Below are 24,912 nucleotides of genomic sequence, written 5' to 3' on the forward strand. Positions count from 1 at the left end.
AGACATGCCATGACTATTAAAGCCATCAACGTTCGCAATCAGTTCAAAGGCACCATCAAGGAAATCGTCCACGGCGACGTACTGTCGGAAATCGACGTACAGACCGCGTCGGGTGTCGTGACCTCGGTCATCACCACCCGCTCGGTCAAGGAGCTGGAGCTGGTCGTCGGCAGCGAAGTCATCGCCTTCGTGAAGTCCACTGAAGTCTCCATCGCCAAGCTGTAAACGATGGGCAAAAAACACCCTGGACGGTCCTGACCCTCCGGGGTTTTTTGCTTTTTACCTAGCAGTTATGTGAGGTAGCGACGTAGCGGTTTTGCCGGATGCTGACAGCTGGCTCTATTTGAAGAAACTGCCATGACCTCTTCAACCCAGTAAAGCAGCTTCATCGAGGCCGAGTAAAAGACGAGGAGGGCATCAAATAGGCTTTGCCAGAAGAGATCCTGTCGTGAGGAGTGCACGCCAAAAATATTATGCTGCACTTAAAGCTGCCGGTATTAAAAAGCCTAAGCCTGACAGTTCTATTTATATCAATGGCACGCTAGAAGCTGAAGCTTTCGCTGCAAGAATTAAGTATTTTCAAGAGAAGATAAATTATAGGTCCAGGATTGAAGGTACGGATAATTAGAATTCAACCACCTATGCTGATCAGGTCGCGGCATTGAAGCGAGAAAAAAGAGACCAGGCTAAGTATCTACAGAACCCGAGAGAAAAAATAAATCCACTCGGTCGTAATTCTCAATCTGCCCTCTTCACTAAAAACACCGGCAAATACAACCCCAGATAAGCATCAAATACCCGCATCCCTTCCTCGGCCATGCGTGGTGTGATCTCGTCATGCAACTGCACCGAACGCGCATACACGCGATCCCCCAGTTCCATGGCCAGCGCAAACACGTCTACATCGTCCGGCAGTGCGGGCAACTGAAAGTGGCGGTCAAACACTTCAAGCATCAAGTGCCCCAGCTCAATATCGTGCTGGCGGTCGGCCTGGTTGATTTCGGTCAGGCCGTGCTGGGCAAGGATCAATTGGCGGGCGGCGGCGTCGGCGTTGTAGATGGCCAGCATGCGCAGTTCGACGATGCGTGACAGGTCGCGCCAAGTGGCGAGCTGGTCGTGATCGATGGGGGCCTGCAGCGACGCGCGAAAGGCGGCGTGGATGTCGGCGGTCAGTGCTTCAAGCAGTGCAGGGACGCTGGCGAAGAAGTGGTACACCGACGAGGGCGGAATGCCGGCTCGCTCGGCAACGCTGTAAATCGACAGGCTGGCCACTCCTTGTTCGGCAAGCAGCGTGCGCGCGGCGTCGAGAATCGAATCGATTCTGGCTTGGCTGCGTGCTTGAGGTTTGCGAGGCGTGGCGGGGCGTGTCATGGGCGTGGCTCTTGGTTGGGCTGCGGGCATTGTAAGGGATTCTGACGGGATGAATCGCTGTCGTCGCCAAACGATCATCGCTCCCACGCTGGAACGATAGGTGCCGGGGGGTGCACACCAAACAAAAACGCCGCAAGGCTCAAAGCCTGCGGCGTTTTTTACTACTCGGCCTCAATCAGACCGTATGCAGATACCAGTTGTACTCGAGGTCGGAGATGGAGTGTTCGAACTCTTCCAGCTCGCTCTCCTTACAGGCCACGAAGATGTCGATGTATTTCGGGTCGATGTACTTGGCCATCACCGGGTTGTCGTCCAGCTCGCGCAGTGCATCACGCAGGTTGTTCGGCAGGCTTTGTTCATGTTGCTCGTAGGAGTTGCCTTCTACCGGGGCGCCAGGCTCGACCTTGTTGACCAGGCCGTGGTGCACGCCCGCCAGGACCGAAGCCATCACCAGATACGGGTTGGCATCGGCACCGGCAACGCGGTGTTCGATACGTACCGCGTCGGCGGTGCCGGTCGGTACGCGAACGGCGACCGTACGGTTGTCCAGACCCCAGGTCGGCGAGTTGGGCACATAGAACTGCGCACCGAACCGGCGATACGAGTTGACGTTCGGGCACAGGAAAGCCATTTGTGCCGGCAGGGTCTCGAGCACACCGCCGATTGCATGACGCAATGCGGCGTTCTGCTCGGGATCCTCGCTGGTGAAGATGTTCTTGCCATCGCGATCCAGGATCGAGATGTGAACGTGCAGACCATTACCCGCCTGACCCGGATAGGGCTTGGCCATGAAGGTCGTGTCCATCTCGTGATCGTAGGCGATGTTCTTGATCAGGCGCTTGAGCAATACGGCGTAATCGCACGCCTTGATCGCGTCGGCGACGTGGTGCAGGTTGACTTCGAACTGAGCTGGGGCGCTTTCCTTGACAATGGCGTCGGCAGGAATGCCTTGTTCCTTCGCACCTTCGAGGATGTCCTGAAGGCAGTCGACGTATTCGTCGAGGTCGTCGATCAGGTAGACCTGTGTCGAGTGCGGGCGTTTGCCGGAGATCGGCGAGCGGGGCGGTTGTGGGCGACCGTTCACGTTCTCCTGATCGATCAGGTAGAACTCCAGCTCGAACGCTGCGCAGATGGTCAGGCCCATTTCGTCGAATTTGGCGACGACCTGGCGCAATACTTCACGCGGGTCGGCGAAAAACGGGTCGCCTTCGAGTTCGTGCATGGTCATCAGCAACTGCGCGGTAGGGCGCTTTTGCCATGGCTCGTTGCACAGGGTGTCAGGGATGGGATAACAGATTCGGTCAGCATCACCGATGTCCAGGCCCAGGCCGGTGCTTTCCACCGTGGAGCCATTGATATCCAGAGCAAATAAAGAGGCAGGCAGGTTGATGCCCTTCTCGTAAACCTTATGGAGGCTGGTGCGTTCGATGCGTTTGCCACGCACCACACCATTCATATCTGCAATCAGAAGGTCAACGTACAGAACCTCAGGATGTTCCTTAAGGAACGCGTTCGCTTCGTTAAGCTGAACGGCACGCGGGGGTACCGACATGATGCAACACCTTTGTTGTTAAAAATATCAATCATCAATGATTGCGGATCTCAGTCAATCCGAAAGCCATGATGAAGTCAATAGAGCCTTTTTTTGCCCTAAAACTGCGCCATATGGCCTTTTTTGCCGCTATTTAGGGCGTTTTATTCCGTTTCTGACCGCTGTTAAATACGAGCTAGAGCGGCCTGTCTTCTATTTTTAACGGGTTGTTGTATAAAAAAATGAACGAGGCTAAGCTCGATCGCAACCCAGTAGAGCAACAATAGCGGGGGTCCTATGCTTCACCTTTCCCTGGTCGACACGCGACTATCAAGTCCGTACAGCGCTCATCATGCCTGTGATATCGGTGCTCGTGGTGGGTTGCCACACTGTGCGACACCCCTGAACGGCTATCGAAGCCAGTCTGCTCTACTCTCAGCGCTGGACATTACCACTATAACGGCGTCGTCAGTGTGACCGCTGCCGTCTGGAAATCCGGCCCCGCAGCTGTCACCTTACCCCTAATCGGCGTCTGCCGAAACGAGTTGTACATCATGACGCCGATGCGTCTGGAACGCCTGATCACGATCAGGACAATAAAACCCTGAGGTATTTATGAGTACCAACCTCGACCAGCTCACCGATTGGTTGAAAGAACACAAGATTACCGAAGTCGAATGCATGATGTCCGACCTCACCGGGATTACGCGCGGCAAGATCTCGCCGACCAACAAGTTCATCGCTGAAAAAGGCATGCGCCTGCCTGAAAGCGTGCTGTTGCAGACGGTGACCGGCGACTACGTAGAAGACGATATCTACTACGAGCTGCTGGACCCGGCTGACATCGACATGATCTGCCGTCCCGACCAGAACGCGGTGTATCTGGTGCCCTGGGCGGTCGAGCCCACTGCGCAGGTGATTCACGACACCTACGACAAGCAGGGCAACCCCATCGAGCTGTCGCCGCGCAACGTGTTGAAGAAGGTCCTCAAGCTTTACGCCGATCAGGGCTGGCAGCCAATCGTGGCGCCGGAGATGGAGTTCTACCTGACCAAGCGTAGCGACGACCCGGACTATCCGCTACAGCCACCGATCGGGCGCTCCGGGCGACCGGAAACCGGGCGTCAGTCGTTCTCGATCGAAGCGGCCAACGAATTCGATCCGCTGTTCGAAGACGTCTATGACTGGTGCGAACTGCAGAACCTGGACCTGGACACGCTGATCCACGAAGACGGCACGGCGCAGATGGAAATCAACTTCCGTCACGGTGATGCCCTGTCGCTGGCCGACCAGATTCTGGTGTTCAAGCGCACCATGCGCGAAGCCGCCCTCAAGCACGACGTCGCGGCAACCTTCATGGCCAAGCCGATGACCGGCGAGCCAGGCAGTGCCATGCACTTGCACCAGAGCATCATCGACATCGAGACCGGCAAGAATATCTTCTCCAACGAAGACGGAACCATGAGCGAGCTGTTTCTGAACCACGTCGGTGGTCTGCAGAAGTTCATCCCCGAGCTGTTGCCGCTGTTCGCACCCAACGTCAACTCGTTCCGGCGCTTTCTGCCCGACACTTCGGCGCCAGTGAACGTCGAGTGGGGCGAAGAGAATCGCACCGTCGGCCTGCGTGTGCCGGACGCCGTACCGCAGAACCGTCGCGTGGAAAACCGTTTGCCGGGTGCCGATGCCAACCCTTATCTGGCCATCGCCGCCAGTCTGCTGTGCGGCTTCATCGGCATGGTCGAAGGCATCAACCCGAGCGCACCGGTGGTCGGGCGGGGTTACGAGCGGCGTAATCTGCGTCTGCCGTTGACCATCGAAGACGCGCTGGAGCGTATGGAAAACAGCAAGACCATCGAAAAATACCTGGGCAAGAAATTCATCATCGGTTACGTCGCAGTCAAGCGCGCCGAGCATGAAAACTTCAAGCGCGTGATCAGTTCGTGGGAGCGGGAATTCCTGCTTTTCGCCGTCTGATCACGCAGAGCGCCGCTGCGATTGATGCGCTGCGCTCTGCCTACTGACCTGATCAAAGGAAGTGCTGCATGAGTGCCAACAACCCGCAAACCCTCGAATGGCAGGCCCTGAGCAGCGAGCATCACCTGGCACCGTTCAGCGACTACAAACAATTGAAAGAGAAAGGCCCGCGCATCATCACCCGTGCCGAAGGCGTTTATCTGTGGGACAGCGAGGGCCACAAGATCCTCGATGGCATGTCCGGCCTGTGGTGTGTGGCCATCGGTTATGGCCGCGAAGAACTGGCCGACGCAGCCAGCAAACAAATGCGCGAGCTGCCGTACTACAACCTGTTTTTTCAGACCGCCCACCCGCCCGTGCTGGAGTTGGCCAAGGCCATTTCCGAGATTGCACCGCAGGGCATGAACCATGTGTTCTTCACCGGTTCTGGCTCTGAAGGCAATGACACGATGCTGCGCATGGTTCGTCATTACTGGGCGCTGAAAGGCCAGCCGAACAAGAAAACCATCATCAGCCGCGTCAATGGCTACCACGGCTCCACCGTCGCCGGTGCCAGCCTGGGTGGCATGACGTACATGCACGAGCAGGGCGACCTGCCGATTCCGGGGGTGGTGCACATTCCCCAGCCATACTGGTTCGGCGAAGGCGGCGACATGACGCCGGACGAGTTCGGTATCTGGGCTGCCGAGCAACTGGAAAAGAAAATTCTCGAACTGGGCGTCGAGAACGTCGGTGCGTTCATTGCCGAGCCGATCCAGGGCGCTGGCGGTGTGATCGTCCCGCCCGATTCCTACTGGCCGAAGATCAAGGAAATCCTTTCCCGCTACGACATCCTGTTCGCCGCCGATGAGGTGATTTGTGGTTTCGGGCGTACCGGTGAGTGGTTCGGTAGCGATTTCTACGGCCTCAAGCCGGACATGATGACCATCGCCAAAGGCCTGACCTCCGGTTATGTACCGATGGGCGGCCTGATCGTGCGCGATGAAATCGTCGCGGTGCTCAATGAGGGCGGCGATTTCAATCATGGCTTTACCTACTCCGGGCACCCGGTGGCTGCGGCGGTGGCGCTGGAGAACATCCGTATCCTGCGCGAAGAAAAGATCGTCGAACGGGTCAGGTCGGAAACGGCACCGTATTTGCAAAAGCGTTTGCGTGAGTTGAGCGATCATCCGCTGGTGGGCGAAGTCCGGGGTGTCGGTTTGCTGGGGGCCATCGAGCTGGTGAAGGACAAGACCACCCGCGAGCGCTATACCGACAAGGGCGCGGGAATGATCTGTCGAACCTTCTGCTTCGACAATGGCCTGATCATGCGGGCTGTGGGCGATACCATGATCATTGCGCCACCGCTGGTGATCAGTTTTGCGCAAATCGATGAGCTGGTCGAGAAGGCGCGCAAATGCCTGGATCTGACGCTGGCGGTGTTGCAGGGCTGAAAACGCAAAAAAAGCGTCGATTCAAGCGCAATGTGCATTGTTTGAGGGGCTTCGGCTTGAAAGCCTGCCCAGGAAGTTGCCAGACTAATGGCTACACGCCGCTAACTGACGGTCAGTGATAAAAATACATTGGAGCTACGCATGAAAAAATTTGGCAAGACCCTTCTCGCGCTGTCCCTGATGGGCGTTGTGGCCACTGCTGCGCAGGCCGATGACAAAGTGCTGCACGTCTATAACTGGTCCGATTACATCGCGCCGGACACCGTTGCCAAATTCGAGAAAGAATCGGGCATCAAGGTGGTCTACGACGTTTTCGACAGCAACGAGACGCTTGAAGCCAAATTGCTTGCTGGCAAATCCGGCTATGACATCGTCGTGCCCTCCAACAACTTCCTGGCCAAGCAAATCAAGGCCGGCGTTTATCAGGAGCTGGACAAGTCCAAGCTGCCGAACTGGAAGAACCTCAACGAATCGCTGCTCAAGGCCGTGTCGGTCAGCGATCCGGACAACAAGCATGCATTCCCGTACATGTGGGGTTCGATCGGTATCGGCATCAACCCGGACAAGGTCAAGGCTGCGCTGGGCGCCGATGCGCCGGTCAATTCCTGGGACCTGCTGTTCAAGCCGGAGAACGCTGCCAAGCTGAAGTCGTGCGGCATCAGCTTCCTCGATTCGCCGACCGAAATGCTGCCGATTGCCTTGCATTACCTGGGCTACCCGACCGATTCTCAGGACAAGAAGCAGCTCGCCGAAGCTGAAGCGCTGTTCATGAAGATTCGTCCATCGATTGGCTATTTCCACTCGTCCAAGTACATCTCGGACCTTGCCAATGGCAACATCTGCGTCGCAGTCGGCTATTCGGGTGATATCTACCAGGCCAAATCCCGCGCTGCTGAAGCCGGTGGCAAGGTGAAGGTTGCCTACAACATTCCGAAAGAAGGCGCCGGCAGCTTCTATGACATGGTCGCCATTCCCAAGGATGCCGAAAACGTCGAGGGTGCCTACAAGTTCATGACCTTCCTGATGAAGCCGGAAATCATGGCCGAGATCACTAACGCCGTACGCTTCCCGAACGGTAACGCGGCGGCTACGGCGCTGGTCGACAAGGAAATCACCAGTGACCCTGGCGTTTATCCACCTGCCGACGTACAGGCCAAACTGTATGCAATCGCTGACCTGCCTGCAGCTACGCAGCGGATCATGACCCGCAGCTGGACCAAGATAAAGTCAGGTAAATAAGCCTGTCATCAAACCTGTGGATGCTGCGTAGCCTCGGCCGCGCAGCAGCCAGCAGACAGGAATATTGCCTAAACCTTTGCTGGTTGGGCTCATAGACGGTAAGTTGCGCGCCGGTTTGGTTTTCCGGACGCCCTCCGGCGCTCAGGCCCCTCTGTTAAAAGGACTCATTCTTTGTCTATTTCTATTCTTTCCAAAGCCTTGCTGGCGGCTGCCGGGCTGACACTGTCGATCAGTGCCCAGGCTGAGTCCACCGTGCATATTTATAACTGGTCCGATTACATCGGCAAGACCACTTTGGCGGACTTCGAAGCCGCTACCGGCGTCAAGCCGATGTATGACGTGTTCGACTCCAACGAAACCCTGGAAGCCAAGCTGCTCGCCGGACGCACAGGTTATGACGTGGTGGTGCCGTCCAATCACTTCCTCGGCAAGCAGATCAAGGCCGGTGCGTTCCAGAAGCTCGACAAGTCGCTGCTGCCCAATTACAAGAATCTCGACCCGGCGCTGCTCAAGCGTCTGGAGAAGAACGATCCGGGTAACCAGTACGCCGTGCCGTACCTGTGGGGTACCAACGGCATCGGTTACAACGTCGAAAAGGTCAAGGCCGTGTTGGGCGTCGACAAGATCGACTCCTGGGCCGTGCTGTTTGAGCCGGAGAACATCAAGAAGCTCTCCAGCTGTGGCGTAGCGTTTCTCGACTCCGCCGATGAGATGTTGCCTGCGGTGCTCAACTACATGGGGCTGGACCCCAACAGCACCAAGGAAGCCGATTACAAGAAGGCCGAAGCCAAGCTGCTGGCGATTCGTCCTTACGTGACCTATTTCCACTCGTCCAAATACATCACCGACCTGGCTAACGGCGACATCTGCGTCGCCGCAGGTTTTTCGGGGGATGTGTTCCAGGCCAAATCCCGGGCTGAAGAAGCGGGCAAGGGCGTGAAGATCGCCTACAGCATCCCGAAAGAGGGCGGTAACCTGTGGTTCGACATGCTGGCGATCCCGGCGGACTCGAAAAACATCAAGGAAGCCAGTGCCTTCATCAACTACATGCTCGACCCCAAGGTGATCGCCAAGGTCAGCGATGAAGTCGGTTACGCCAACCCCAATCCCGCCTCCGGCGAGTTCATGGACCAGAGCATCCGTACCGATGAAGCGGTTTATCCGCCTCAGGAAGTGCTGGACCGCCTGTTCGTGAACAGCGAGTTGCCACCCAAGGTGCAACGTCTGATGACCCGCAGCTGGACCAAGGTCAAGTCGGGCAAATAAAAATCCAGCACCCGGCCATATGGGCCGGGTTGCCTACCTGTTGGGAGTTTCACCCATGGCAGTTGCCTCCGGCGCCTACAAGAAAGCCATCGAAGGCGGTCAGCAACCCAAAGAGGTGCTGGTCAGGATCGATCGGGTCACGAAGAAGTTCGACGAGACGGTCGCGGTGGACGATGTGTCCCTGCAGATCAACAAGGGCGAGATCTTCGCCCTTCTTGGCGGCTCTGGCTCCGGCAAATCGACACTGCTGCGCATGCTGGCCGGGTTCGAACGGCCAACCGAAGGCCGTATCTACCTCGACGGTGTCGACATCACCGACATGCCGCCGTACGAACGCCCGATCAACATGATGTTCCAGTCCTATGCGCTGTTCCCGCACATGACCGTGGCGGACAACATCGCCTTCGGCCTGAAGCAGGACAAGCTGGGCAAGCCGGAAATCGAAGCCCGCGTGGCGGAGATGCTCAAGCTGGTACAGATGACCCAGTACGCCAAGCGCAAGCCGCATCAGCTGTCCGGCGGTCAGCGTCAGCGTGTGGCCCTGGCCCGTTCGCTGGCCAAAAAGCCCAAGCTTTTGCTGCTCGACGAGCCGATGGGCGCACTGGACAAGAAACTGCGTTCGCAGATGCAACTGGAACTGGTAGAGATCATCGAGCGCGTCGGCGTGACTTGTGTAATGGTGACTCACGATCAGGAAGAGGCCATGACCATGGCCGAGCGCATCGCGATCATGCACCTGGGCTGGATCGCGCAGATCGGCAGCCCGATCGACATCTACGAGACCCCGACCAGCCGTCTGGTCTGCGAATTCATCGGCAGCGTCAACCTGTTCGAAGGTGACGTGATCGAAGACATGGAAGCCCACGCGCTGATCCGCAGTCCCGAGCTGGAGCGCAATATCTATGTCGGCCACGGCGTCAGTACGTCGGTGGAAGACAAGCACATCACCTACGCCCTGCGCCCTGAGAAGCTGCTGATCACCACCGAGCAGCCAGGCTTCGAATATAACTGGTCGCGCGGCAAGGTCCACGATATCGCCTATCTGGGCGGTCATTCGGTGTTCTACGTCGAGCTGCCGGGCGGCAAACTGGTGCAGTCGTTCGTCGCCAACGCCGAGCGTCAGGGCGCACGGCCTACCTGGGGCGATGAAGTCTACGTGTGGTGGGAAGACGACAGCGGCGTGGTACTGCGCTCATGAAAATCCGCAAGATCAAGCGCGCGTTCGAGCGCATAAAGCCCAACGGGCGGCAGATGGTCATCGGCGTGCCGTTCCTCTGGCTGTTCCTGTTCTTTGCCCTGCCGTTTCTGATCGTGCTCAAGATCAGCTTCGCCGAGGCCGACGTCGCGATCCCGCCGTACACCGAAATCTTCAGCTACGCCGACGAAAAGCTGCAGATGGTCCTCAACTTCGCCAACTACACCTTGCTCAGTGGCGATGACCTGTACGTTTCGGCCTATCTGGGCTCGCTGAAGATGGCCTTCATCAGCACCTTGCTGTGCCTGCTGATCGGCTATCCGATGGCCTATGCCATCGCCAGCGCGCGCAAGGACCTGCAAACCGTGCTGTTGCTGCTGATCATGATGCCGACCTGGACGGCGATCCTGATCCGCGTCTACGCCTGGATGGGCATCCTCAGCAACAACGGGCTGCTCAATGCATTCCTGATGTGGCTTGGGCTGATCGACGCGCCGTTGCAGATCCTCAACACCAACCTGGCGGTGTACATCGGCGTGGTCTATTCCTACCTGCCGTTCATGATTCTGCCGCTGTACGCCAACCTTGTGAAGCACGACACCAGCCTGCTGGAAGCCGCGTCCGACCTGGGTTCGAGCACCTTCAACAGTTTCTGGAAAATCACCGTACCGCTGTCCAAGAACGGAGTGATCGCCGGCTGCATGCTGGTATTCATTCCGGTGGTCGGCGAGTTCGTGATTCCCGAGCTGCTCGGCGGCCCGGAAACCCTGATGATCGGCCGCGTGCTGTGGCAGGAATTCTTCAACAACCGTGACTGGCCGGTGGCTTCGGCGCTGGCGGTCATCATGCTGCTGGTGCTGATCGTGCCCATTATCCTGTTCAACCGCAGTCAGGCCAAAGAACTGGAGGGCAAGGCATGAACCGCTTTCGATTCTCGAACCTGATGCTGGTTCTGGGTTTGCTGTTCATCTATGCGCCGATGGTGATTCTGGTCATCTACTCGTTCAACGCCTCGCAGCTGGTGACGGTCTGGGGCGGCTGGTCGGTGAAGTGGTACGTCGGCCTGCTGGACAACTCGCAACTGATGGGCTCGGTGATGCGCTCGTTGGAAATCGCCTGCTACACCGCCGTTGCTGCGGTGGCGCTGGGAACGATGGCTGCGTTTGTGCTGACCCGCATCAGCCGCTTCAAGGGCCGCACGTTCTTTGGCGGGCTGGTTACAGCTCCCCTGGTCATGCCGGAAGTGATCACCGGTCTGTCGCTGTTGCTGCTATTCGTGGCCATGGCGCAATTGATCGGCTGGCCGCAGGAACGAGGCATCATGACCATCTGGATCGCGCACACGACGTTCTGTGCGGCCTATGTGGCGGTGGTGGTGTCGGCGCGCCTGCGTGAGCTGGACCTGTCGATCGAAGAGGCTGCAATGGACCTGGGTGCCCGTCCGTGGAAAGTGTTCTTGCTGATCACCATCCCGATGATCGCGCCATCGCTGGCAGCCGGGGGCATGATGTCCTTCGCGCTGTCGCTGGACGACCTGGTGCTCGCCAGCTTCGTCTCCGGGCCCGGCTCGACGACCTTGCCGATGGAAGTGTTCTCTGCCGTGCGTCTGGGCGTGAAGCCTGAAATCAACGCCGTGGCGAGCCTGATCCTGCTGGCCGTGTCACTGGCAACCTTTCTGGTCTGGTTCTTCACCCGCCGCGCCGAAAACAACCGCAAGCGTGCGATCCAGCAGGCTATCGAGGAAAGCGCGGCAGACGCCTGGAAGCAGCCTGATCCGAGGCGTGCTCCGGCTGCGTGAAGACCTGATCGTGCCCGGAGGGCGTGGGAGCGAGCTTGCTCGCGAACTGCCGGGTACCGGCAGCAACTAGCTATCTCGGTTTATCGCTCCCACGCTCCAGCGTGGGAGCGCAGCTCTGGACGCTCTGCGTCCGATCTTGATAGCGCGGTGCTACGCAGACTTGTGACGCGGAGCGTCACGAAAGGCATGCCAACGCATAGCATTGGCACGATAGTCAAACCCGGTTGTGCCTGATGTACCTTGCGTGACGCTTTCACTGTCGGTGCCCGACAGTTCGCGAGCAAGCTCGCTCCCACGCCGTCCGTGCAGAAGCCCCGTTTCCGGACTCGGCGCAAAGCGTGTCGCTAGGCCCCCGGCACCAGCCGCAAAACCCCTTCCGTATGCTCGGCCACGTCCTTCTCGCTGAAGCGCTGCGGCAGGTACTCGCCGTTCACGAAAGCCTTGGCCTGATCCGAGTAGTGCTTGTCGAACGGCACGCCGCTTTGTCCCACCGGATTTATCCCCAGGCTGTGCGCCGGGTCGGCGAAGTCGATCAGGCGGCGGGTCGAGGGGCCGTAGCCGACTGGCCACGGGGCAGGACGGATGCTCGATGACAGGTTGTTCGGCACCTCATGCGTGCCCGGCGCGGCATACGGGCCGACGTTAAAGATCATGTCCAGCGGCTTCTGCGAACCCAGCGGGTGGCCTTGAGTCAAGGTATGCGCCTTGCCCCACACCCATTCATCCGGGTTGGTGCCGTACAGCGACCTCAAGTGCGAAACAGTGGCGCGCCAGGCCACCTTCACGGTGTTGGCACGGCTTTCTTCGTGGGGTGAATTGCGATTGTTCCACCACGGGGAGTCGGCATCGGTGGCCAGGCGCGGCAGCGCGGCGTCCAGGACGCGGGTCGACAGCAGTGTTTCAAACATCGCGTCGCCCAGTTCGTCGTGAAAGGTCTCTTCGGTCAGGTCGAACAGGAACTGATTGAACAGTGTGGCACCCACCGAATTGACCGGGTAATCACCTTTCCAACTGGCCAGTCGCTCCACGAGTGCCAGTTCGTCCGGGTCGCTGACAGCGCTGCGCAGTACCGGAATCAATGGCCTGAGAATGCTCGGTGCATAGTCGGTCTGCGTGCCCAGTTGCAGCGCCTTGCTGGCGGCCAAGTCCCATTTGATGCTGGAGTCACTGAGTTGCCGGTTCAGCGCCTGGCCGCGTTCGGCCGGGTTGTAGTAGCCGGGAATCGGCATGCCGTTCGGCGACTGTGGCTGGAAGTTGGCCGACACGATGTAGCCACTCGCCGGGTTTTCTTCGTGCGGGTTGGCGCTGAACGGGTAAAAGCCGAGCTTATCGGCCTGTGCCGTGCTGCCGTCCAGAATGAAACTGGGGTTGACGCCCTGCGGACGGATCGGCAGTTGCGCCGCCGCCCACCAGCCGATATCGCCTTTGGCGTTGGCCCAGACGATATTGAGGCCCGGCGACTGAATCTTCTCGGCCGCGCTACGCATCTTGTCCAGCGTATCGGCGCGGTTGGTCTCATAGAAACCGTCCAGCACCGGGTTGGCGGATGCCAGAAACGACCACCACATCGCGATTGGCGTCTGGCCTGCGTTCTTGCCCATCACGTTGTTGACGATCGGTCCGTGCGGCGATTCGAGCAGCGTCAGTGTGACCGGGGCCTGGCCCTTGACGGTGATTTGCTGCTCGGTGCGTTTCATGTCCACCCATTGCCCGTGGTACCAGACCTGATTCGGGTTGTCCGGGTTGGTCTTCTCGGCGATCAGATCCACGTCGTCGTTCTGAAACATGGTCAGGCTCCAGCCGAAATCCATGTTATGGCCCAGCAGCGCGAACGGGTTGAGCGCCGGAAAGTGTCCGTACAGTTCGAAACCCGGCGCTGATAGCTGCGCTTCGTACCATATCGAAGGCACCGAGAAGCGGATGTGCGGGTCGCCCGCGAGAATCGGCTTGCCGCTTTGCGTGCGGCTGCCGGAAATCACCCAGGCGTTGCTACCCTCGAATTGCGGCAGGCCAGCATCTTCAAGCGTCTTGTGACTCAACTGCGCCAGTTGATTCAGACCCTTCCAGTCGGCGTCGGCCAGTGCCGGTTTCGAGTCGAGCATGCCGTCCGGGTGCCAGTCCAGGTCGAAGACTTTCAAGTACTCCGGGCCGAGTTGGTCGCGGACGTAGGTCAGCAGTGGCTCGGTTCTGAACGCCGCAGCAAAACTGTAAGCGAGATAGCCGGCGATGCTGACCGTGTCTTCTGTGGTGAACGGCCGTCTGGGAATGCCCAGCGCGTCGAACTCCATCGGCCTTGCGTGGGTATCCTGATACTGGTTGATGCCGTCGATGTAGGCTTCCAGCGCTTTCCAGGTGGGGGTGTTCTTGTCCTGGTGTGCGACATACGCATCCGCATGTTCACGAATGCGCAGGCTGCGAAACAGCTTGTCGGTCTCGAGCAGATTCGGCCCCAGTACTTCTGCCAGCTCACCGCGTGCCAGGCGACGCAGCATTTCCATCTGGAACAGCCGGTCCTGAGCATGGGCATAGCCGAGCGCGCGGTAAAGGTCGGCTTCGTTCTCGGCGCGGATGTGCGGCACGCCACGCTCGTCGTAGCGCAGGGTGACGGGGGCCTGAAGACGGCTCATGGCGATCTCGCCGTCACGTACCGGCAGTTTGCTATTTACGTACCAGCCCGCGCCACCCGCAAGCAGGGCGAAGATGATGGCTAGAATGAAGAGGCTGCGTTTCATCCGGTTTCTCTGTAAATGGCGTAGGCGGGAATTAAGACTATCGTTGTGACGCAGTTGATTCGATGAAACCCGATACAAGAGCCCGTTCGAAACGGCTTCAGGGCGAATTCGGGCAGGTGAGCTCGCGAGCATCGCCCAATGTGCAGACAGCAATGTGCACGTTCAATGACAGATGTCTGCGATTACAGCCGCTTAGCTTGCCATGCCGGGGCAGACAGAAGAATATCGTTACACAACTTTACGAGTCATTTGTTGAAATCTGGAAACCACATGTCCGTCACGTTCGACCCCGATAACCTGCGTGCCAGCCTGCTGCCGCTGAGCGTTATTGATCCGCTTTCCATGGAGGGACTGGCTTATCAGCGCTTCTACGGTCTTGCCGGACTGTGTGGCGAAAACGTCATACGCAGCTGGCTGGGGCGCCTCGATGTGGCGGGCTATGAGGTGGTCGGGCAGGTCTGGCTGCCTGACAATCCGGTCGCCACGCTGTTTCTGTTTCACGGCTTCTATGACCACATGGGCCTGTACCGGCATGTAATCGAGTGGGCTCTGGAGCAAGGCTTTGCCGTGATCGCCTGCGACCTGCCGGGGCATGGTCTGTCGAGCGGCAGTCGCGCCTGTATCAATGACTTCGCCGAATACCAACTGGTGTTGCAACGCCTGCTGCTCGAAGCCGAAGGTCTTGGGCTGCCACATCCCTGGCACCTGTGCGGACAAAGCATGGGCGGTGCCATCGTGACGGATCACCTGCTTCATCAGGGGGCAGACTCGCCCGCGCAGGGTGAGGTGATCCTGCTGGCACCGCTGGTCAGGCCGCGTGCCTGGGGCTGGTCGCGTCTGAGTTATCACCTGCTCAAACCGTTCGTGAAGGGCATTGCCCGCCGTTTCACCGAAAACTCCAATGCACCCGCGTTCCTGCCTTTTCTGATGGCCGATCCGTTACAGCCGCTGCGACTGCCCACGGCCTGGGTCGGCGCGCTGGCGCAATGGATCGTGCGTGTTGAAAGCGCGCCGCGCAGCCTGCGCAGCCCGCTGATCATTCAGGGTGAGGCGGACATGACGGTCGACTGGTCGCACAATCTGGCGATTCTGAAAGACAAATTCAGCCAACCGCAGATTCTGATGCTCGGGCATGCCCGGCATCATCTGGCCAACGAAACGCCAGAGCTGCGGGCTCGGTATTTTGATTTTCTGAAAGGGCGACTTCGTTAGACTTTTTCAGCCTTGCCGGCCTGCAGCGCCTTGACCTGTCGGCGCAGGCGATAGTTTTCAAGGGCCAGTACGACGAGCATCAGCGCCCCAAACACGGCAAAGGCGTCCTGCCCCAGAGAACTCCAGAACAGCCAGGAGAAAAAGGCCATTACGATACCGGTGGCGAGCAAAGCCAATGAGTCTTTCATACGCTGGTGTCCATTCCTTTGGCCTCGGGCGCTTGAAGGCCTGAACGGTTTTTACTGTCCGGGATTCAGGCTCGACGCACTCTGTCCGACCGCCAGACCGGCACGAATCGCGGCAAGAGCGGCCTGGTAATAGGCTTTGCCTTCCGGCGACTCGGCGAAGGTCGAGAATTCTTCGAGCTCAGGGTCCGACAGGTCGCGATAGACGTACAGCAGCGTGTTGTTCAGGTCAGCACTCATCTGCGCCATCAGGCGCTCGCGCTGGCCTTCGAGCATGCCCTGCGCCTGTCCTCCGCCCAGCAGGCCGGGGATCATCTGGCTCAGGCTGTCGGCGGCAACGCCTGCGATGGCAAGACTGACTTCCGCGCCGGCCTCTCTGGCAGGCAGTGCCTGGGCCAGATGGCCGATCAACAACTGACGCGTCGCGTCCGCTTCGATATGCGGCAGTCCCTGGGCATGTTTGGCCAACTGATCGGCGCGGGTGGCGGTCAGCTCGGCATTGACGATCTTGCGGCCCAGCGGTGACTGGAAAAACTGCAGTGACGGGGCAGGGTCCTTGAGGCTTTCACGCAGGCGCTTCGACGCGCGCTGGTCCATGGCCTGGGGGGCGAAACGCTGATTGCTGTTGTTGACCAGCGCTTGATAAACCGCAGGCGGCAGGTTGTTGCTGTAACGCTGTTGGGCAGCCTTGAGGGCATCGTTGAAATGCGCGCGCTGTTCCGGCCAGCCTGCAGACTTGTACAACTGATCGTAGCTGTCTGCCCAGGCAGGTGAGGTGCAGAACATCAACAGCAAAACAAACAAACGACGCATTGGGGACTCCTGTCGGCAGGCCGCTATTCTCCCGGTGTTAGCGTGGATTTGTCGAGTTATGAGTGCCTTCGGTGAATGAAATCTCATGCGTTTGATACCGCATGTATAAGCCTCTGTCCGATTTCAGGGCTTATGGATACTATGCACGCCATGCGCATACCCTCTGACCACCCACTGCTGTTACGAATCGTCGACGATCTGGCCGCCAACGGCTGGTCGCAGCAGAATATTTTCCTGCCCGAAGCTCTGACTCTGGAACTTGAGCAAGAGTGCCGCAAGCGTGCAGCCGAAGGCGAGCTCGAGCCTGCCGCGATCGGCAAGGGAACTGCGCTGGAAATACGCGAGGGTATTCGTGGCGACCGCATTCAGTGGCTCGAGCCGGGGCAGGTGCAGTGCTGCGACCACTATCTTGAGCTGATGGACAGTTTGCGTCAGGCGCTCAATCGCGGCCTTTTCCTCGGCCTGGAAGATTACGAAAGCCATTTTGCGCTGTATCCGCCGGGTGCCCGCTACCTCAGGCATGTGGACCGATTCCGCGATGACGACAGGCGCATGGTGTCGGCGGTGCTCTACCTCAACAACGCCTGGCTGCCCGAGCACGGCGGCCAGTTGCGCATGTACCTCAAGGACGAGGTGGCTTACGACGTTCAGCCTACGGGCGGCTGTCTGGTGGTCTTTCTGTCCGGCGAAATTCCCCATGAAGTCATGCCCGCCAGTCGTGATCGTCTGTCACTGACGGGGTGGTTCAGACGCCGGGGCAACGAGCTGTTCCAGTGACCTGCGAGCTGCGTTCATGAAAACAGTTTCATCAATGCGATGAGCCATTGGGCCTGACTGCGGTCTATCGTGAGCACTCCTGAACCGACGGATTCGTCGTGTGAGGGTCGACTTACGTCAACTGCAGCCGGAGCAATCATGAAATCCTTATTTTCTGGAACGATGGTCGCCGGACTGCTGCTCAGCGCATCCATGCTGGCCAGCGCCGCCGATATACCCCGCACCGCAGCCCCTGAAGGCGCCGAGGTGTACATCATCTCGCCCAAGGACGGTGAAACGGTCACCTCACCGTTCAAGGTGCAATTCGGCCTCAAGGGTATGGGCGTCGCGCCTGCGGGTGTCGATGTGCCCGAGACCGGTCACCATCACCTGCTGATCGACGTGAAGGACCAGCCGGCGATGAATGCACCCCTGCCGGTCAGCGACAACATCCGCCACTTCGGCAAGGGCCAGACCGAAACCGAAATCAACCTGCCGCCGGGCCAGCACACCCTGCAATTGCTGATGGGCGACAAAGGCCACATGCCGCTGAACCCTTCGGTCGAGTCGAAGAAGATCACCATCAATGTGAAGTAGGACTGTCAGTGCTTGTGTGACGCAGAGCGTCACGAACGGCATTCCCACGCTGGAGCGTGAGGAGCGATTATCGCAACTATCGTGCGACGCTCTGCGTCGCATGCCTTTCTGGACGCTCTGCGTCCTCTTGCGACGCGGAGCGTCGTGAACTGCATTCCCACGCTGGAGCGTGAGGAACGATCGGTGCCCGCAAGACCATCGCTCGTGCCCACACGGGGTGGGCACGGCGCTCGGATCAGAACAAAACGCGGCTGCGGATGGTGCCTTTGATCTGTTGCAGCTTGGCCTGGGCAAGGTCGGAGTATTCGGCGTCGACGTCGATGACCACGTAGCCGACTTTCTCGTTGGTCTGCAGGAACTGACCGGAGATATTGATACCGTTTTCGGCGAAGACCTTGTTGATCTCGCTGAGCACGCCCGGGATGTTTTCGTGGATGTGCAACAGGCGGTGCTTGCCAGGGTGCGCAGGCAGGGCCACTTCCGGGAAGTTGACCGAGGACACCGACGTACCGTTGTCGCTGTACTTGACCAGCTTTTCCGCCACCTCGAGACCGATGTTGGCCTGCGCTTCGGCTGTGGAGCCACCGATGTGCGGCGTCAGGATCACGTTGTCCAGACCGCGCAGCGGGCTTTCGAAGATGTCGTCGTTCGAGCGCGGCTCGACCGGGAACACGTCGATGGCGGCGCCGATCAGGTGCTTGTCCTTTATGGCGTCAGCCAGTGCGTCCAGCTCGACCACCGTGCCACGCGCGGCGTTGATCAGGATGCTGCCCTTCTTCATCGCGCGGATTTCTTTTTCGCCGATCATCCACTGGGTTTCCGAGGTTTCCGGAACGTGCAGGGTGACGATATCGGACATGCCCAGCAGCTCGTTCAGGCTCGACACCTGAGTGGCGTTGCCCAGCGGCAGTTTGGTCAGCGTGTCGTAGAAGTACACCTGCATGCCCAGACCTTCAGCCAGCACCGACAGCTGCGTACCGATCGAGCCGTAACCGATGATGCCCAGCTTCTTGCCACGGATCTCGAAAGAGTTGGCCGCGCTCTTGATCCAGCCGCCACGGTGGCAGGAAGCGTTCTTCTCGGGGATACCGCGCAGCAGCAGGATGGCTTCGGCCAATACCAGTTCGGCGACCGAACGGGTATTGGAGTAGGGCGCATTGAATACTGCGATACCGCGCTCGCGCGCCGCGTTCAGGTCAACCTGGTTGGTACCGATGCAGAAGCAGCCGACCGCAACCAGTTTCTTGGCGCAATCGAACAGCTCTTCGGTCAACTGAGTACGGGAGCGGATACCGATGAAATGGGCGTCGGCGATCTTTTCTTTCAGTTCGGCTTCCGGCAGAGACTTGGTGTGGTACTCGATGCTGGTGTAACCGGCTGCCTTGAGGACGTCGACAGCGGATTGGTGGACGCCTTCGAGAAGAAGGAACTTGATCTTGCTCTTGTCGAGGGAAGTCTTGCTCATCTGCGTAAACCTGTGTCCCGAAGAAAATTGGCAGGGGGTGGCCGGATCGGCTCTGGGCACGACTCGCGGGGGGCGTATGCTAGCATATGAGCCCCGCGAAACCTCATCCCGAACGTGAACCGTTCTCAGGATGCCCATGAATCGTTCGAGAGTTGATTCAATGACCGATCGCGTTTTGATTGATGAGCTGCAGACCCTGGTTGACCCCGGCAAGGTACTCACCGATGCCGGTTCTCTGGAAACTTACGGCAAGGACTGGACCAAGCAGTTCACCCCTGCGCCACTGGCCATCGTATTCCCCAAGACCACCGAACAGGTGCAAGCCATCGTACGCTGGGCCAATGAGCGGCTCGTGGCGCTGGTGCCTTCGGGTGGACGCACCGGGCTTTCGGCGGCCGCGGTGGCGGCCAACGGTGAAGTGGTTGTCTCGTTCGATTACATGAACCAGGTGCTGGATCTGAATCTCACCGACCGCACGGCGGTCTGTCAGCCTGGCGTGATCACCCGGCAATTACAGGCGCTGGCTGAAGAGAGCGGCCTTTATTATCCGGTCGACTTCGCTTCTTCGGGCTCCAGCCAGATCGGCGGCAATATCGGCACCAATGCGGGCGGTATCAAGGTCATTCGCTACGGCATGACGCGCAATTGGGTCGCCGGCCTCAAGGTGGTCACCGGCAAGGGCGACCTGCTGGAGCTGAACAAGGACCTGATCAAGAACGCCACCGGCTACGATTTGCGCCAGTTGTTCATCGGTGCCGAAGGTACGCTGGGCTTTGTCGTCGAAGCGACCATGCGCCTCGACCGTGCGCCGAAGAACCTCACAGCGATGGTGCTGGGCACTTCCGACTTCAACTCGATCATGCCGGTGCTGCATGCCTTTCACGGCAAGCTCGACCTGACCGCCTTCGAATTCTTCTCGGACAAATCCTTCGCCCGCGTCATGGCGCGCGGTGATGTGCCGTCGCCTTTCGACACGCCATGCCCGTTCTATGTGTTGCTGGAGTTCGAAGCGACCACCGACGACCTGGCCGATCAGGCCCTGGCGACCTTCGAGCACTGCGTCGAGCAGGGTTGGGTGCTGGACGGCGTGATGAGCCAGAGCGAACAGCAATTACGCAACCTGTGGAAGCTACGCGAGTACATCTCCGAAACCATCTCGCACTTCACACCGTACAAAAACGATATCTCGGTCACTGTCTCGAAAGTGCCGGAGTTTCTGGCTGAAATCGACGCGATCGTTGCCGAACACTACCCAGATTTCGAAGTGCTCTGGTACGGCCACATTGGCGACGGCAACCTGCACCTGAACATCCTCAAGCCCGAGGGCCTCGACAAGGACGAGTTCTTCGTCAAATGTGCCCGGGTCAACAAGTGGGTATTCGAGACTGTCGAAAAGTACAACGGCTCGATTTCGGCCGAGCATGGCGTCGGGATGACCAAACGTGACTATTTAACGTACAGTCGCTCGCCGGTCGAAATCGAATACATGAAGGCGTTGAAAGCGGTGTTCGATCCCAACGGGATCATGAATCCCGGCAAAATCTTCGCCGTTTGATCCGTCGCAACCATTTGATCCGTCGCAACAATAAGCAGGCTGCCTCTTACAGCCTCAGGAGACGTCATGAGCTACCAGCACAAATATGTCGATGGCACCAACATTCACTTCCCGCTGGGTAAAGTGGTCTGCATCGGGCGTAACTACGCCGAACACGCCAAGGAACTGGGCAACGCGGTGCCTACCGAGCCGCTGCTGTTCATGAAACCCGGCAGCGCGGTGGTTGCGCTGGAGGGTGGCTTCACTATCCCGGCAGACCGCGGTTCGGTGCATTACGAAGCCGAGATCGTGGTGTTGATCGGCAAGCCCCTGAGCAAGAACCCTTCGCGCGAAGAAGTGCTGGACGCGATCAGCGGCTTTGCGCCCGGCCTGGACCTGACGTTGCGTGATGTCCAGTCGCGTCTGCGTGAGAAAGGCCTGCCGTGGGAGCTGGCCAAGTGTTTCGACGGCGCTGCGGTGATTCCGCCGTTCGTGCCCGCCGAGACCTTCCCTGACCTGGAGGACATCGGCATCCGCCTGACCCTCAATGGCAAGGTGGTTCAAGACGGCAACAGCAACATGATGCTCAACCCGATCGTGCCGATGATCCAGCACATGGCAGCCAACTTCTCGCTGCAGGCCGGCGACCTGATCATGACCGGCACGCCTGCCGGTGTCGGGCCGTTCGAAGCCGGCGACCAGATCGCGCTGGAACTGGTCGGGCAGACGCCGTTCGAGAGCGTCGTCAGGTAATCCGACAGCATCTTCAAGCTGCACCCAAAGCCACGCGGGATCACTCCCGGGTGGCTTTTGTTTGTGGAGTGACTGATAGTTCAGCCGATTTTGCGTTTTTTTCACACCTGTTCCGGATAATCCGGCCGTCCCTGCAAGGGCACCACGTCGTCATGAAGTCTCATTTGCTCAGGAACACATGAATGGCCAGTACTGCCGCAACGCCGCCTCGTAACAAAAAACGCTTCGCTTACTTACGCAACATGCGCTGGTATTCGTGGTTGTTGGTGGTTGTCTTGCTGGGCTATGGGCTGGCCTTCATCATGCATTGGGATGATCGCGCACTGCTCTGGTTTCAGGAGCGGTTCGAGAGCAAGGCAGGTCGTCACGCCAGTATCTGGCTGCCGGACTACCATGTGGATATCGACGCAAAGGTGCTGCCGGGCATGGAAAAGGACGAGGCGTCCGACCTGTCCTATAACCCGGTCACCAAAACGCTGTTTGCGGTCATGGGCAAAAATGCGTTTCTGGTGGAGCTGACGCTCACGGGCGATGTACTGCGCAAGATCCCGCTGGTGGGCTGGAGCAATCCGGAAGGTGTTGCCGTCATGAACGATGGCCTGATTGCGATCACTGATGAGCGCCAACACAAGTTGACCATCGTTAAAGTGAACGCCGACACCACCACCCTGAACATCGCGGATTTCCCCCAGTACGAACTGGGCAAGTCTGCCAACCAGAACAAGGGCTTCGAAGGTATCGCCTGGGACCCACAGCGTCAGCAGCTGATACTGGGCGAGGAGCGACCTCCCGCGCTGTACACCTGGAAAAGTGATGGCAGTGACGTGCTGAAAGGCGACAAGCAACCGCTGTCGAGTCGCTCGCTGGACATGCGCAATCTGTCGTCATTGAGCATCGACCCGCGCACCGGCCACATGCTCGCGCTGTCTGCCGATTCGCACTTGTTGCTGGAAGTCGACGAGCAAGGCGAGCAGGTAAGCTTCATGACCCTGCTGGGCGGCATGAACGGTTTGAAGGACACAATTCCGCGCGCAGAAGGCGTGGCCCTTGATGAGGCCGGTACGCTGTACATGGTCAGCGAACCGAACCTGTTCTATTCGTTTCACCGGGCGCTTCACAAGCACTGAGCCAGGACGGCAACTACACAGGTCGCCGATACACATTCGGCAAAAATATAGCACCATGCCATTAAGCTTGCTTTCAGGATGGCATGGTATCAATCCCGTCCGCTCAATCTGTCCGAGTCACCCTTCATGCGTCGCTCTACTCGCTCTTTAGTCCTGCTTCTGGCCCTTGTACCCCTGATCGTTGTGTTCGTGATCGCCAATCAGCGATACCGCTATGTTGAAAGTGCCCTGTTCGACTGGCAGGTGTTCTGGCAGTCCGACTCGCTTCAGTCCATTGGCCTGGATCAGTACCGCGTCGTCATCGAAGCGCAGGTGATCGACGGGCTGCAGGATGATGTCTCGGGCCTGAGCTACGACCCGGACCGCAAGAGCCTGTTTACGGTGACCAACCAGAACCCCGAACTGGTCGAGCTGAGCCTGGAAGGTCGTGTGCTGCGGCGCATTCCGCTGGTCGGGTTCGGTGATGCCGAGGCTGTCGAATACATCAGCCCGGGCACTTATGTGATCAGCGATGAGCGCCGGCTCCGGCTGATTCAGATTCACGTCGATGACAACACCAAAAGTCTGGACGCTGCCCAGGCAGAACAATTGACGCTGGGCATCACCGCCAGTGGCAACAAGGGCTATGAAGGGCTGGCCTATGATTCGGTCGGCAAGCGCCTGTTTGTCGCCCGCGAGCGTGATCCGGTGCAGATCATCGAAGTGCGCGGCTTTCCCAGGACCAACTCCGAGGCTCCCGGCAATCTGCAGGTCATCTCCAACAGCAAGCGCGACGGCCGACTGTCGGTTCGTGACCTCTCCAGCCTGCAATTCGATGAAAACAGCGGCCATTTGCTGGCGTTGTCCGATGAGTCGAAGCGCATTCTTGAACTCGACACCAGCGGTCATCCGATTGGCAGCGGCTCGTTGGCAAAAGGAGCGATGGGGCTGAGCAAGGACGTGCCGCAGGCTGAAGGGATGGCTATGGACGCAGAAGGGACGCTGTATCTGGTGAGCGAGCCGAACCTGTTTTACGTGTTCCGCAAGCCTTGAGCCTGTGAGGGTCATGCCCACCTTGCGTGGGCACGACCGGTTTTATCAGCGCGTCAGGGTTTTCACGCCTTCGGTGGTGCCCAGCAGCAACAGGTCGGCCGGACGGGCGGCGAACAGGCCATTGGTGACCACGCCGACGATGGCGTTGATCTGTGCTTCCAGCTCCACCGGATTGGTGATGCTCATGTTGTGCACATCAATGATGATATTGCCGTTGTCGGTTAGAACACCTTCGCGATAAACCGGGTCGCCGCCCAGTTTCACCAGTTGTCGCGCAACGTGGCTGCGGGCCATCGGAATGACTTCGACCGGCAGCGGGAACGCGCCCAGCACCGGCACCAGCTTGCTGCCGTCGGCGATGCAGATGAAGGTCTTGGCCACGGCCGCGACGATTTTCTCGCGAGTCAGTGCCGCGCCGCCGCCCTTGATCAGGTTCAGGTGCTCGTCGCTTTCGTCGGCTCCGTCGACATAGAACTCCAGGTCGCTGACCGTGTTCAGCTCATAGACCGGAATGCCATGCGCCTTCAGGCGCGCCGCAGTGGCTTGCGAGCTGGCGACGGCGCCGTCAAAGGCGGCCTTGTGCTTTGCCAGTGCGTCGATGAAGCAATTGGCCGTGGAGCCGGTGCCGACGCCCACAATGCTTTTGTCATCGAGCTTCGGAAGGATGAAGTCGACAGCTGCCTGGGCGACTGCCTGTTTGAGTTGATCCTGGGTCATGCGGGCTCCACGGTGCCTGATGTAGGTAGAAGAGGGGGATGCAAAAAAGGCCCGCATTATAGCGGCGACTGCGCCGCAAAGCCCTGTCATTCGTATGGTCGTCTTTCGGTGTGCAGAGTAGACTTCCCGACCTTGCCCGCTTCGTCAGTGATGCCACCCCGATGCTTGAACAGTACGTCAAG

General features: G+C 58.9%; 22 protein-coding genes. 15 read left to right on the forward strand and 7 right to left on the reverse strand.

Annotation, left to right across the window (positions count from 1 at the left end; all coding sequences use genetic code 11):
- Window positions 1-9: 9 nt before the first annotated feature.
- On the forward strand, window positions 10-225 hold the full coding sequence (locus tag LCH65_RS25360) for a TOBE domain-containing protein (RefSeq protein WP_002555770.1): 216 nt from the start codon (window positions 10-12) through the stop codon (window positions 223-225).
- A 513-nt stretch (window positions 226-738) separates the two neighbouring features.
- Here LCH65_RS25360 and LCH65_RS25365 read toward each other — a convergent pair.
- Together LCH65_RS25365 and LCH65_RS25370 are read right to left on the reverse strand one after the other, a co-directional pair.
- Window positions 739-1,371, reverse strand: a complete 633-nt coding sequence (locus LCH65_RS25365) for a TetR/AcrR family transcriptional regulator (RefSeq protein ID WP_226439924.1) — start codon at window positions 1,369-1,371, stop codon at window positions 739-741.
- Window positions 1,372-1,546: 175 nt separating this feature from the next.
- Window positions 1,547-2,923: a glutamine synthetase family protein gene (locus tag LCH65_RS25370; protein WP_003413528.1), complete on the reverse strand. Its 1,377-nt coding sequence runs from the start codon at window positions 2,921-2,923 to the stop codon at window positions 1,547-1,549.
- Window positions 2,924-3,517: 594 nt separating this feature from the next.
- On the opposite strand from LCH65_RS25370, the gene LCH65_RS25375 reads away from it, so the two are divergent.
- The 7 genes from LCH65_RS25375 to LCH65_RS25405 all read left to right on the forward strand — a co-directional run bounded on the left by LCH65_RS25375 (window position 3,518) and on the right by LCH65_RS25405 (window position 11,807).
- Window positions 3,518-4,876, forward strand: a complete 1,359-nt coding sequence (locus LCH65_RS25375; RefSeq protein ID WP_002555767.1) for a glutamine synthetase family protein — start codon at window positions 3,518-3,520, stop codon at window positions 4,874-4,876.
- 68 nt (window positions 4,877-4,944) lie between these two features.
- Window positions 4,945-6,309 (forward strand): aspartate aminotransferase family protein, encoded by a 1,365-nt coding sequence (locus LCH65_RS25380; protein ID WP_058416232.1) that lies wholly within the window; start codon window positions 4,945-4,947, stop codon window positions 6,307-6,309.
- A gap of 141 nt (window positions 6,310-6,450) precedes the next feature.
- A complete protein-coding gene (locus tag LCH65_RS25385) occupies window positions 6,451-7,548 on the forward strand; it encodes a polyamine ABC transporter substrate-binding protein (RefSeq protein WP_003382101.1) in 1,098 nt (365 codons plus the stop codon).
- 171 nt (window positions 7,549-7,719) lie between these two features.
- The gene (locus LCH65_RS25390) at window positions 7,720-8,814 is read left to right on the forward strand and encodes a polyamine ABC transporter substrate-binding protein (RefSeq protein ID WP_003372164.1); all 1,095 of its coding nucleotides are present in this window, start codon (window positions 7,720-7,722) and stop codon (window positions 8,812-8,814) included.
- 55 nt (window positions 8,815-8,869) lie between these two features.
- Window positions 8,870-10,012 (forward strand): polyamine ABC transporter ATP-binding protein, encoded by a 1,143-nt coding sequence (gene potA, locus LCH65_RS25395; RefSeq protein ID WP_003372162.1) that lies wholly within the window; start codon window positions 8,870-8,872, stop codon window positions 10,010-10,012.
- Window positions 10,009-10,929: an ABC transporter permease subunit gene (locus LCH65_RS25400; protein ID WP_003372160.1), complete on the forward strand. Its 921-nt coding sequence runs from the start codon at window positions 10,009-10,011 to the stop codon at window positions 10,927-10,929. Before potA ends, LCH65_RS25400 begins: the two co-directional genes overlap by 4 nt.
- Entirely contained in the window at window positions 10,926-11,807 is an 882-nt protein-coding gene (locus LCH65_RS25405) for an ABC transporter permease subunit (protein ID WP_003318275.1), read from the forward strand. The genes LCH65_RS25400 and LCH65_RS25405 overlap by 4 nt, the downstream gene beginning before the upstream one ends.
- A gap of 344 nt (window positions 11,808-12,151) precedes the next feature.
- Here the strand turns inward: LCH65_RS25405 and LCH65_RS25410 are convergent, their stop codons facing one another.
- A complete protein-coding gene (locus tag LCH65_RS25410; RefSeq protein ID WP_072367104.1) occupies window positions 12,152-14,539 on the reverse strand; it encodes a penicillin acylase family protein in 2,388 nt (795 codons plus the stop codon).
- A gap of 270 nt (window positions 14,540-14,809) precedes the next feature.
- Here LCH65_RS25410 and LCH65_RS25415 point away from each other — a divergent pair, with 270 nt between their 5' ends.
- Entirely contained in the window at window positions 14,810-15,751 is a 942-nt protein-coding gene (locus LCH65_RS25415) for an alpha/beta hydrolase (RefSeq protein ID WP_003372156.1), read from the forward strand.
- On the opposite strand, the gene LCH65_RS25420 is transcribed toward LCH65_RS25415, so the two are convergent.
- Both LCH65_RS25420 and LCH65_RS25425 read right to left on the reverse strand, forming a co-directional pair.
- Window positions 15,748-15,939: a hypothetical protein gene (locus LCH65_RS25420; protein ID WP_003372153.1), complete on the reverse strand. Its 192-nt coding sequence runs from the start codon at window positions 15,937-15,939 to the stop codon at window positions 15,748-15,750. The genes LCH65_RS25415 and LCH65_RS25420 overlap by 4 nt on opposite strands.
- 51 nt (window positions 15,940-15,990) lie before the next feature.
- A complete protein-coding gene (locus LCH65_RS25425) occupies window positions 15,991-16,749 on the reverse strand; it encodes a DUF2059 domain-containing protein (RefSeq protein WP_003372151.1) in 759 nt (252 codons plus the stop codon).
- Between the two features lie 141 nt (window positions 16,750-16,890).
- Between LCH65_RS25425 and LCH65_RS25430 the strand changes: the two genes are divergently transcribed.
- Both LCH65_RS25430 and LCH65_RS25435 read left to right on the forward strand, forming a co-directional pair.
- A complete protein-coding gene (locus LCH65_RS25430) occupies window positions 16,891-17,526 on the forward strand; it encodes a 2OG-Fe(II) oxygenase (RefSeq protein WP_003372149.1) in 636 nt (211 codons plus the stop codon).
- A 162-nt stretch (window positions 17,527-17,688) separates the two neighbouring features.
- Window positions 17,689-18,102 (forward strand): DUF4399 domain-containing protein, encoded by a 414-nt coding sequence (locus tag LCH65_RS25435; protein ID WP_003372148.1) that lies wholly within the window; start codon window positions 17,689-17,691, stop codon window positions 18,100-18,102.
- Window positions 18,103-18,337: 235 nt separating this feature from the next.
- On the opposite strand, the gene serA is transcribed toward LCH65_RS25435, so the two are convergent.
- The gene (gene serA / locus LCH65_RS25440; RefSeq protein WP_002555754.1) at window positions 18,338-19,567 is read right to left on the reverse strand and encodes a phosphoglycerate dehydrogenase; all 1,230 of its coding nucleotides are present in this window, start codon (window positions 19,565-19,567) and stop codon (window positions 18,338-18,340) included.
- A gap of 160 nt (window positions 19,568-19,727) precedes the next feature.
- Between serA and LCH65_RS25445 the strand changes: the two genes are divergently transcribed.
- From LCH65_RS25445 to LCH65_RS25460, 4 genes are all read left to right on the forward strand, one after another.
- The gene (locus LCH65_RS25445; protein WP_003372145.1) at window positions 19,728-21,122 is read left to right on the forward strand and encodes an FAD-binding oxidoreductase; all 1,395 of its coding nucleotides are present in this window, start codon (window positions 19,728-19,730) and stop codon (window positions 21,120-21,122) included.
- Between the two features lie 66 nt (window positions 21,123-21,188).
- A complete protein-coding gene (locus LCH65_RS25450) occupies window positions 21,189-21,854 on the forward strand; it encodes a fumarylacetoacetate hydrolase family protein (protein ID WP_002555752.1) in 666 nt (221 codons plus the stop codon).
- A gap of 182 nt (window positions 21,855-22,036) precedes the next feature.
- Window positions 22,037-22,981, forward strand: coding sequence for an SdiA-regulated domain-containing protein (locus LCH65_RS25455; protein WP_010217056.1), 945 nt, complete (start codon window positions 22,037-22,039; stop codon window positions 22,979-22,981).
- 126 nt (window positions 22,982-23,107) lie between these two features.
- On the forward strand, window positions 23,108-24,013 hold the full coding sequence (locus LCH65_RS25460) for an SdiA-regulated domain-containing protein (RefSeq protein ID WP_226439925.1): 906 nt from the start codon (window positions 23,108-23,110) through the stop codon (window positions 24,011-24,013).
- A gap of 45 nt (window positions 24,014-24,058) precedes the next feature.
- Here the strand turns inward: LCH65_RS25460 and rpiA are convergent, their stop codons facing one another.
- Window positions 24,059-24,730: a ribose-5-phosphate isomerase RpiA gene (rpiA, locus tag LCH65_RS25465; RefSeq protein ID WP_003343875.1), complete on the reverse strand. Its 672-nt coding sequence runs from the start codon at window positions 24,728-24,730 to the stop codon at window positions 24,059-24,061.
- Window positions 24,731-24,912: the final 182 nt, after the last annotated feature.

It is taken from the genome of Pseudomonas sp. MWU16-30316, from assembly GCF_020515645.1.
Taxonomy (GTDB): domain Bacteria; phylum Pseudomonadota; class Gammaproteobacteria; order Pseudomonadales; family Pseudomonadaceae; genus Aquipseudomonas; species Aquipseudomonas cerasi.